The following is a 10,170-nucleotide window of genomic DNA, read 5'->3' as shown; positions in this document are numbered from 1 at the left end:
TCGATTACAAATTATTCCAACAGTGAACACTAGTTACCGATAACTGATATTGATGTGGTGTTTCGCCAAATATGAAATCGATAACTGAGGAGTTTATAACAAATAAATTATCCAATCTTATAAGGCAGACAAGATGTCCGCCCCACAAGAATTAATTGGATGTTTTTTAGTTGGAAGTCTCTCTGAGAACAGTTAAACCAGCGCTGCTGTTGTTTTCAATGTAAAAATCTTCTCAATCACATCTTCTACTACCTTATCTGGCGTAGAAGCACCAGAAGTAATTCCCACAACAATTTCTCCATCAGGCAACCAGTTTTCTGTAGTTATTAACTGCCCATTTAATTGCCGATGTTCAATAGAATATCCTGATTTAAGGCGTTCAACAGTATCAATATGATAAGAAGGAATTCCTCGCTCAAAGGCAATTTGTTGCAACTGAGTAGTATTCGAGGAATTAAACCCACCAATTACTACCATCAAATCTAAATTATGTTCCACTAATTCCAACATCGCATCTTGACGTTCTTGAGTGGCATCACAAATGGTGTTGAAGCTTTGAAAATGCTGATTTAATTCGGTGGGGCCATATTTCTGTAACATAGTTCGCTCAAAAAGCTTACCGATTTGCTCAGTTTCGCCTTTAAGCATTGTAGTTTGGTTAGCAATGCCAACTCTTTCTAAATCGCGATCGGGGTCAAATCCTGCTGAACAAGCTTTCGCAAATTTTGTCAGAAATTCTTCACGGTTGCCACCATTGATAATATAGTCAGCAACATATTCTGCTTCTTGCAAATTCAACACTATTAAATACTTGCCAGCGAAGGAACTAGTCGCAACTGTTTCTTCGTGCTTATATTTGCCGTGAATTATTGATGTATAATCGATTTTTTTGTGCTTTTCTACTGTATTCCAAACTTTAGATACCCAAGGACAAGTTGTATCAACAATTTTGCAGCCTTTCTCGTGAAGTATCTGCATTTCTTGAACGCTAGCTCCAAAAGCGGGTAATATGACTACATCACCAATTCCAACAACAGAAAAGTCTTTATTCTTTCCTTCAATGGGGATGAATTCTACTTGCATCTCCTGCATCCGCTGATTTACAGAAGGGTTGTGGATAATTTCGTTAGTAATCCAGATGTGTTCTGTGGGGAAGTGCTGACGAGTTTCGTATGCCATCGCTACAGCCCGTTCTACACCCCAGCAAAAGCCAAAGGCCTGCGCTAGTCGGATTGTCACATTACCCCGTTGCAGAGTGTAATTGCGATCGCGAATTTCCTGAATCAAGTTACTCTGATACTCAGATTGCAACTGGGTAGCAACTTCTGCTTGATGACCAAAGCCCTTGCGATTGTAATTTTCTGAATGTTGGAGGCTGCGCTTAAAAGCTTTTGTATCCATTAGATTTGTCTACTTAAACTCACTATTTCTTATTTTCTCGCGCCTAGACGCGATTGATACAGAGTTGTCTTCAAAGATATTACTTCTTTTTGGGCTTTAGCCTTTTTCTGGCGCAGAACGTTGACGCTGGGGTTTTAATTCAATCTCACTATAAATCTGCAATGCAGAACGCCAAACCATATAGCCTTCAGGACTTAAGTGTAAGCCATCAGTAGTAAATTCGCGGCGGAGATTTCCTTGCTTGTTGGTAAACAAGGGATATAAATCGAGGTATTTGACACCTTTTTTGGTAGATAAGCTTTGTAATTGCTGATTTAACTGGCGGATGCGGCTATTGGCAACAGCCAATAGTTTATCTCGTCCTTTCCAAGTTGCTTCTTCTGCCCCATGTGGCAAAATCGATTGGACAACAATTTGCGCTGTGGGATGCTTCTTTTGTAAGTAATTGATAATTTGCCGCTGATTATCTAAAATTTCCCCATTGCTCATCCCCTTAATTAGATCATTAATACCAATCATCACAAAAATCACTTCTGGCTGGGTGCGGTCAAATATTTTTAATCTTTTCAAGAGTCCATTGCTGGTTTCGCCAGAAATTCCTTGATTGAGCCAATTGTTCCCTTCGGGTAATAACTCAGGGGGAAACCACAAACTTAGAGAATCTCCCGCCAGGATGGTTAAATGCGGGGGACGTTGGTCAGCGGCGACCTTGGCTTCTTGGTTGAGGATATCTACCCACTCTCGATAACTGAGTTGGTGACGGCGACCTAAATCAGGTGTAGCAATTTGCGGTGAGTTATTTAGTTTGATTGGCTCTGGGGATGTGATTATCCCAAAAAAAGCGGCCAATCTCTGCTGTTGCCAAATTAACAGGATGACCGCCAACATTAGGATGCCGTTGGTTAACAGCGAGAAAAATGCCCAGATAGGAAAGGTTTTTGCAGATGTAGACACGACTAGCGAAATTTACCAATTATTTGAATCAAATTTTAACGCTAGCGATCGCAAATTACCCAATCTTCAAGTGTAAATTGGCGAGAAAGGGAAGCAAACTCCTAACTCCTAACTCCTAACTCACCACTCAGTACTCTCTACTAAGTGGGACGATCGCCAAACTCGGAGTTGTAACCTTCTTCACCGTGTTCGTTGATATCCAAACCTTGCAATTCAGCTTCCTCTTTGACTCGCAGCCCGACTGTAGCATCGATAACTTTGAGAATAATCCACGTACCAACACCTGCGATTACATAAGCAACGGCAATTGCTACTAGTTCAACTCCCAATTCACCAAAATTACCACGCAGCACTCCGTTTTTACCTCCTCCGTTGACTTGAGTAGTGGCAAAGATGGCTGTTAAAATTGCCCCCACTGTACCACCAACGCCATGCACGGGATAGGTATCTAAAGCATCGTCAATTTGCAGCTTATGCTTGAAACTCACGGCATAGAAGCAAACAAAGGTGGTGATGAAACCAATTAAAATCGCTGATAGTGGTGTGACAAATCCGGCGGCGGGAGTGATACCCACTAAGCCAGCAACGGCTCCTGTCGCTGCTCCTACGGCTGTTGGTTTACCCCGTAAAACCCCTTCCAAAATAAGCCACATCAATGCACCCGCCGCCGCTGCCGTATTGGTGGCGACAAAGGCTGTTGTTGCCACATTTGTAACTAAGTTACCAGAAGTTCCACTGGCAATAGATAAAGCACTCCCAGCGTTAAAACCGAACCAACCAAACCACAACAAGCCAGCACCCAGCAAAATAAACGGAACGTTGTGCGGCGGGCTAAGACGATCGGGATGGGTTTTGCGAGGACCAAGGACGATCGCTGCTACCAAAGCTGAAACGCCGGAACTAATATGAACTACTGTGCCACCGGCAAAGTCCAGGGCACCTAATCCACCATACAAACCTAAAAATCCACCTTTCGCCCAGACCATGTGAGCCAGAGGAGCGTAAATAAAGGTTGACCACAGTAGGACAAACAGCGAATAGGCGCGGAAACTCATCCGCTCTGCGATCGCTCCAGAAATTAAGGCTGGGGTGATAATGGCAAACATGGCTTGATAGATCATGAATGCCTGATGGGGTATTGTTCCGGCATAAGAGACGACTTCTGGCGGGTTTGACCCTTTGAGATAATCGGTTATCTCTAACCCGACACCATTCAACCCCAGCCATTGCAATCCACCGATAAACGGTAAACCTGGCGCAAATGAAAGACTATAGCCCCACAGAATCCAGGTAACTCCGACGATCGCCATTAACACAAAGCTCATCATCAATGTGTTTAGAACGTTGCGCGATCGCACAAATCCACCATAGAAAAATGCCAATCCTGGTGTCATTAGCAGCACAAGTGCTGCTGAAATCAGCATAAATGCCGTATCTCCAGTATCAGCAGTAGGCGGGGCAGCAGTTGGGGTTTGGGCAAAAGCATTGCCCATCAACGGCCCTCCTAAAAACAGTAGGCTGATAGCTCCAATCATCACAACTTTCTTCAACACTTTTTTTCTTCCTAAGCACCAACGATTTGTATACTTAACTACATTTGATTACTTTTATTGCCACATTTTTGTCTTGAAAGTTACTTAACCTGAATGTTCTTGAAATGTTAACAAAAATATAATCCTGATTGTCGTTGCTAAAATTTCAATCAGCGTATAAACACGCAATCATTACATTGCATCTTTTTTTTTGAAGAAGAGAAGAATAGTATTTTATTCAAGCCTGAGAAAATTCCAAATTTTTAGTTACTTACTGTTACAAACCAAAATAATTGTGATAGTTGACAAGTTGTGAAAAGACTTTTGCAATTTTGCATGGGATTATTATCTGTTTAAAAGGGAAAGTTATAAAAGTTATTGGTGAAAAATAATAAGAACTTTTACTTAAGTTCTGGGAGCAAACATGATAATTAAAACACTCATTAAAGCTAAACATCCTCCGATTAAGTCGTAGCGATCTGGAGTTACCCCGTCTACTTTCCAACCCCAAAGCATTGCCATTGCGATAAACACGCCGCCATAAGCCGCATACACTCTGCCAAAATTTGTTGGTTGTAGAGTTGCAATAACCCCATAGAAAGCTAAAGCAATTCCCCCCAATATGCCCAACCAAAACGGTTTACCTTCGCGTAACCACAACCAGATTAGGTAGCCGCCCCCAATTTCCAATAAACCAGCCCAAAAAAAATACAGCAGGGATTTAATCATTTAAACGATTATTTAATAACATATAACTCAGTAAAATTACGCTAACGCTTTTAAGTAAACTGTTGTCATTAATTAAAGTAAGTTTGTTGAATTGGGCATTGAGCATTAGGCATTGGGCATGGGGCATGGGGCATTAGTTATTTCCTTCTCCCCTGCCTCCCCTGCTCCTCTGCTTCTTCCCCACTCCCCAGAATGTAGATAAGGCTCAAGGATGAAAGCACCATTACCTGATAACGAAGCCCAGAGAATCGAGGCAATTTTGCAGTATAAGATTCTCGATACGCCATCGGAAGCCACCTTTGACGATCTGACTCGTTTAGCCTCGTATATTTGTCAGACTCCTATTGCCTTAATTAGCTTAATTGATACAAATCGCCAGTGGTTCAAGTCAAAAGTCGGTTTGGATACCCCAGAAACACACCGAGATTTCGCATTCTGTGCCCATGCCATTCTCCAGCCTGATATTTTTGTCGTGCCTGATACAAGAGATGACGAACGGTTTGCAACAAATCCACTGGTGACATCTGATCCAAATATTCGGTTTTATGCTGGTGTACCTTTAACTAACCCTGAAGGATACGCCCTCGGAACCCTGTGTGTAATTGACTACGTACCACGAGAACTTAATCTAGAACAATTAGAGGGATTACGAACTTTAGGTCATCAAGTCATCAAGCAACTGGAATTGCGCCGAAATTTAGCAAGTTTGGTACTTGTTACCAAGAAAAGCAACCAGGCACAGAAGGTACGCAAGCAATTTTTTAAAAAGATTGCAGCAAGTTTTGGTTTCTCGTCGGTAATTTTAGTTCTGATTGGGGTGGTTTCTTATCAGAATACAAGAATATTGACTAATTTTAATCGCAGTATAGTAAAACATACTTATAAAAAACTTAACAGCCTAGAGAAAATACTGTCCCAGGTAAAGGATGCTGAGATTGGACAACGTAGTTACATCTTCACTGGAGAAAAATTTTATCTAAAATCGTATCAAACAGCACTTAGTAACGTCGATCAAGAAATTGCCCAGCTAAAGAATTTAACAGTAGCTCAAGCGAATCAACAAAAGCAGATTGCAACGCTTGAATTTCTGATAACGGCTAAACTTACTGAACTAAAACAGACTATCGACTTGCGGCAGAACAAGGGATTAGAGGCGGCGTTGCAAGTACTGCTGAAAAACGATCGAGAAAATCTCATGGATGATATTCGCAAGGCGATCAATGAGATAGAAAATGAGGATAGGGGACAAATCCAAAAGCAGTCACAAGCTGCAAAGGCTTGGACTCGAAACACAGTTCTGACACTGGCGATCGCTATTTGCCTAAGTTTTATCGTTCTTGCTGTAGTATACTACTCGATCTATCGTGAGGTTATTGAGCGGAAGAGAACAGAAGAAACCTTAAATCAAGAACGCAACTTTATCTCAGCAGTCCTTGATACAATCGGTGCGTTGGTAATAGTTCTCGATTCTCAAGGGCAAATCGTTCGTTTCAATCAAGCTTGTGAGCAAATAACTGGTTATTCCTTTGATGAGGTGAGGGGTAGGTATTGTTGGAACTTGTTCCTCATTCCCGAAGAGGTGGAGCCAGTCAAAGCAGTTTTTGACCAGTTACGATCTGGTCAACCTTCCAATAATTATGAAAATTATTGGGTAATGAAAGATGGGAGTCGGCGGCTGATTGCCTGGTCGAATACCACTTTAAAAGACTATGAGGGCTATGTTGAGTACATTGTCGTCACTGGCATTGACATTACCGATGGCAAACGCGCACAACAGCATCTAACTGCACAATATGTTGCAACCCGCGTTTTAGCCGAGTCCGCCACAATTAGCGAAGCTACTCGCAAAATCTTGCAAGGAATCTGTGAGAGTTTGGCATGGGATTTGGGTGAAATCTGGATGGTAGATGAGCAAGCAAATGTGCTGTATTTTCTCGATATCTGGCATAAAGCATCCATTGAAATGCAAGAGTTTGAAATACTGAAGCGGCAAACCACCTTTGCACCCGGAATTGGACTACCTGGAAGGGTTTGGGCTAGTTCTGAACCTGTTTGGATCGCTGATATCGCTAAAGATATTAATTTTCCTGACTTCAAAATAGCTGCTCAAGTAGGACTACACGCAGCTTTTGGTTTTCCGATCCGCAGCGGTAACAAAATCCTCGGTGTGATTACCTGCTTCAACCGGGAAATCCAGCCCCTTGATGAAGATTTAGTAAAAACAATGAATTCTATCGGCGAGCAAGTAGGGCAATTTATCCAGCGTAAACAGGCTGAAGAAGAAATACAACGCCAAAATTTGCGATCGCAACTATTTACCGAAATCACCCTGAAGATTCGTCAGTCTTTGGATATCGAAGAAATTCTCCAAATCACTGTCAAAGAGGTACAAAAGATTCTCCAGACTGACCGAGTTTTAATTTATCAGCTTTTGCCAGATCAGTCTGCAAATACCGTTATTGAAGCAGTAGTTTCTGGTTTACCAGCAATCAAAGAGCAAAACAACGCCGCCCCCTACTTTGAAGCAGAATATCTCCACCAGTACAATCTACAGCAGTATCGTCAAGGCAAGATTTTCGGACTGGATAATTTGGATCTCCTGGAAGTTGAACAAAGCCATCTGGAATTAATGCAACAGTTTGGGGTCAAAGTCAATTTGGTTGTACCTATTCTTGTCAAAGAAGAACTTCGCGGTTTGCTCATAGTTCATCAGTGTGACGATTCCCACCACTGGTCTAGTTTTGAAACCGATCTTTTGCGGCAAATAGCCGACCAAGTAGGTATTGCTTTAACCCAAGCCCAACTATTAGCAGCCGAAACTCGTCAGCGACAAGAACTTGAAATTGCCCGTCGCCAAGCTGAATTAGCTTCGCAGACGAAAAGTGCCTTTTTGGCAAATATCAGTCATGAAATTCGCACTCCGATGAACGCTGTGTTGGGGATGACCAGTTTGGTCTTAGATACTCCTTTAGACGAAGAACAGCGAGATTTTATTGAAATAATTCGCAGTAGTGGAGACGCTCTTTTAAGTTTGATCAACGAGATTTTGGATCTTTCCAAACTTGAGGCTGGAGAGATGGCTCTCGAAACTCTCGATTTTAACCTATCCACTTGTGTAGAAGAAGTGGTGGAATTATTGGCTCCCTCAGCCCATAACAAGGGATTAGAAATTGCTGCAATAATCGATCGCAATGTCCCCACCCAACTCAAAGGAGATACTGGTAGGCTGCGGCAAATTTTGATGAACTTAATCAGCAACGCGATCAAATTTACCAGCGCTGGCGAGGTATTAGTGCAAGCCGAATTGCGTTCGCCCTTGGCGTTGGCAGAGCCATCGCTTTCCTCAACTACAGCCACCATCCATTTTGCGATTACAGATACAGGTCTTGGCATTAGCTCTGAAGACCAACGCAAACTCTTTACACCATTTACTCAAGTGGATGCTTCGACCACTCGCAAGTATGGTGGTACCGGTTTGGGATTAGCCATCTGTAAACAACTTGTAACTTTGATGGGAGGAGCGATTGGGGTAGAAAGCCAGATGGAAAAAGGATCTAAGTTTTGGTTTGAGTTGCTTTTTACCAAACAAGTTGAGCCTGTTGAGCCAAAATGCGAACGCGGAATTTTGCAAAATCGCCGCTTATTGGTAGTGGATAACAACACTACTAATTATAAAATTATCTCCCATCAAGCTACTCATTGGGGAATGGAGGTAGATCGAGTTGACAGTATTGCTGCGGCCGTTAAAGTTATTCAGCAAGCTAGCGAGGAGGGTAAATTATATCATGTTGCCTTGGTTGATATGCAAATAGCCCAAACAAATGGCATGACAATAAAAGAACAAATTCCAGCCAATTCTGCAATTACTGAGATTCCTTTAATTCTGCTCGCTTCTACTAATCAACGGGATGAAGTACAACAGGCGCTCAAAATCGGATTTGCTACTTATTTATTCAAACCCATTAAGCCATCACGACTCCTTGATGCCATCATAAATATTTTAGAAACTCAGCCGGAATCAGAACAAGAATTTAGAGGCAGGGAGCTAGAGGCGATAGAAGAAATTTCGAGTCCAGAAACTTCAGATATTCTGACTTCTTCCTCTAACCTTTCTACTAAATCCAAGTTAAGAATTCTCTTAGCCGAAGATAATTTGGTGAATCAGAAAGTAGCACTAAACCAACTCCAGAGTTTGGGCTATAAAGCCGATGTCGTTGCCAATGGAAAGGAAGTTTTGCAGCTATTAGAAAAAATTCCTTACGATTTGATTTTAATGGATTGCCAAATGCCAATTCTCGACGGTTTGGAAACTACAAAAGAAATTCATCGTTGGCAAGAGGATGCTTTTGCATTGGGTCATCGTCCTGTAGTGATTGCGATGACAGCTAATGTAATGAAAGAAGACGAACAAACCTGTCTAAATGCCGGAATGGACGACTATTTGAGTAAGCCAGTATTTAAAGAAAAATTGGCTGAAACTTTAGAGCATTGGACAGGTGTGATCGTTTCCCAGCAAGAGGCAGGTGTGTATGAACAGACTGTTTCCGGTGACTTAGCAATTGATTGGGAACACTTGCATCGGATATCGGGAAATGATGAAGAATTTGAATTAAATTTATTGCAAATATCCATTGAAGATATTAAACCACGTTTAGAAATAATGAAAGCAGCGATCGCAGCTGATGACTTTGGGCAAATATCACGAGAAACTCATCACCTTAAAGGTGCTAGTGCCAACATTGGAGCTACAGCTATGTACTTAGCAACTGACAAACTAGAACAATTAGCTAGCGATCGAGACCTTAAAGGTGCTACTAATTTAATTTTAGAATTAGAAGAATTTGTCAACTGCATTCAATATTTTTTAATTAAAAACAAAGTCGTGAAGCAGGCGGGAGGTAGGAGGTAGGGGGCAGGTGGGCAATGGTTTCCATAACACTACATCAAGGACAATTGCCCGATTCATCCCGACACTTGACATTATGTAAATTATGTATTACATTTGTAGTACATAAAAAGCCTCCTCAAAAGCATTGCAATAATGCTTTCCTTGGGTCTGTAGCTCTAACGGTAGAGATCCCGGATGTCACTTGTGCCCTGACAGAAAAAGCTTACATACTTGCTCAATGGTAGAGCAATCGTCTCTAAAACGATAAGTTGCAGGTTCAATTCCTGCGGTGTAACCACAGCTTTTTCAACTCGCATGAGGTGTGAGTGTAACTCTCACAGGGAGGGTATCGGTTCAATCCCGATCAGATCCACTAATACGAATTCGTAATTAAAACAAGAGGTGATTGTAATGGTTCATATTCGATTTGAAGGACGTTCTGTTGATGTGCCAAAAACACAATTGGGAATTGCAGCAGGGATGAATGATGTAGCAGTAAAGGAGCGCGTTGCTCGGCATTTAGATGTGAATAGCGATCGCCTTTCTGCCTATGTAATCGATCGCCGTCCTAGTGGCGATCTGATCGTTCGCCCGGAAGCTGTCTATGGTTAGATAGGAGTTAAGAGTTAGGAGTTAGGAGTTTTGAATAAATTAGTTTCTTCGATC

The 10,170-nt window shown here is 41.9% G+C and carries 7 protein-coding genes; 3 read left to right on the top strand and 4 right to left on the bottom strand.

The window, feature by feature from the left end:
* Window positions 1–192: 192 nt before the first annotated feature.
* The 4 genes from RMX69_RS05390 to RMX69_RS05375 form a co-directional block, all read right to left on the bottom strand.
* Window positions 193–1,401 (bottom strand): 4-hydroxy-3-methylbut-2-enyl diphosphate reductase, encoded by a 1,209-nt coding sequence (locus RMX69_RS05390; protein WP_289797810.1) that lies wholly within the window; start codon window positions 1,399–1,401, stop codon window positions 193–195.
* A 96-nt stretch (window positions 1,402–1,497) separates the two neighbouring features.
* Window positions 1,498–2,355, bottom strand: a complete 858-nt coding sequence (locus RMX69_RS05385; protein WP_289797809.1) for an SGNH/GDSL hydrolase family protein — start codon at window positions 2,353–2,355, stop codon at window positions 1,498–1,500.
* A gap of 140 nt (window positions 2,356–2,495) precedes the next feature.
* Window positions 2,496–3,890, bottom strand: coding sequence for an ammonium transporter (locus RMX69_RS05380; RefSeq protein WP_409880034.1), 1,395 nt, complete (start codon window positions 3,888–3,890; stop codon window positions 2,496–2,498).
* A 402-nt stretch (window positions 3,891–4,292) separates the two neighbouring features.
* A complete protein-coding gene (locus RMX69_RS05375) occupies window positions 4,293–4,616 on the bottom strand; it encodes a YnfA family protein (RefSeq protein WP_289797808.1) in 324 nt (107 codons plus the stop codon).
* Window positions 4,617–4,827: 211 nt separating this feature from the next.
* On the opposite strand from RMX69_RS05375, the gene RMX69_RS05370 reads away from it, so the two are divergent.
* The 3 genes from RMX69_RS05370 to RMX69_RS05360 all read left to right on the top strand — a co-directional run bounded on the left by RMX69_RS05370 (window position 4,828) and on the right by RMX69_RS05360 (window position 10,116).
* On the top strand, window positions 4,828–9,525 hold the full coding sequence (locus RMX69_RS05370) for a GAF domain-containing protein (protein WP_322636733.1): 4,698 nt from the start codon (window positions 4,828–4,830) through the stop codon (window positions 9,523–9,525).
* 14 nt (window positions 9,526–9,539) lie between these two features.
* Window positions 9,540–9,749 carry a hypothetical protein gene (locus RMX69_RS05365; protein WP_322636732.1) on the top strand — a complete coding sequence of 70 codons (210 nt, stop codon included), beginning with the start codon at window positions 9,540–9,542 and terminating at the stop codon, window positions 9,747–9,749.
* A 166-nt stretch (window positions 9,750–9,915) separates the two neighbouring features.
* The gene (locus RMX69_RS05360) at window positions 9,916–10,116 is read left to right on the top strand and encodes a hypothetical protein (protein WP_012407952.1); all 201 of its coding nucleotides are present in this window, start codon (window positions 9,916–9,918) and stop codon (window positions 10,114–10,116) included.
* The last annotated feature ends 54 nt before the right edge of the window (window positions 10,117–10,170 follow it).

This window comes from Nostoc sp. EspVER01, from assembly GCF_034530635.1.
Taxonomy (GTDB): domain Bacteria; phylum Cyanobacteriota; class Cyanobacteriia; order Cyanobacteriales; family Nostocaceae; genus Nostoc.
This window is presented reverse-complemented; position numbering and strand designations above follow the sequence as displayed.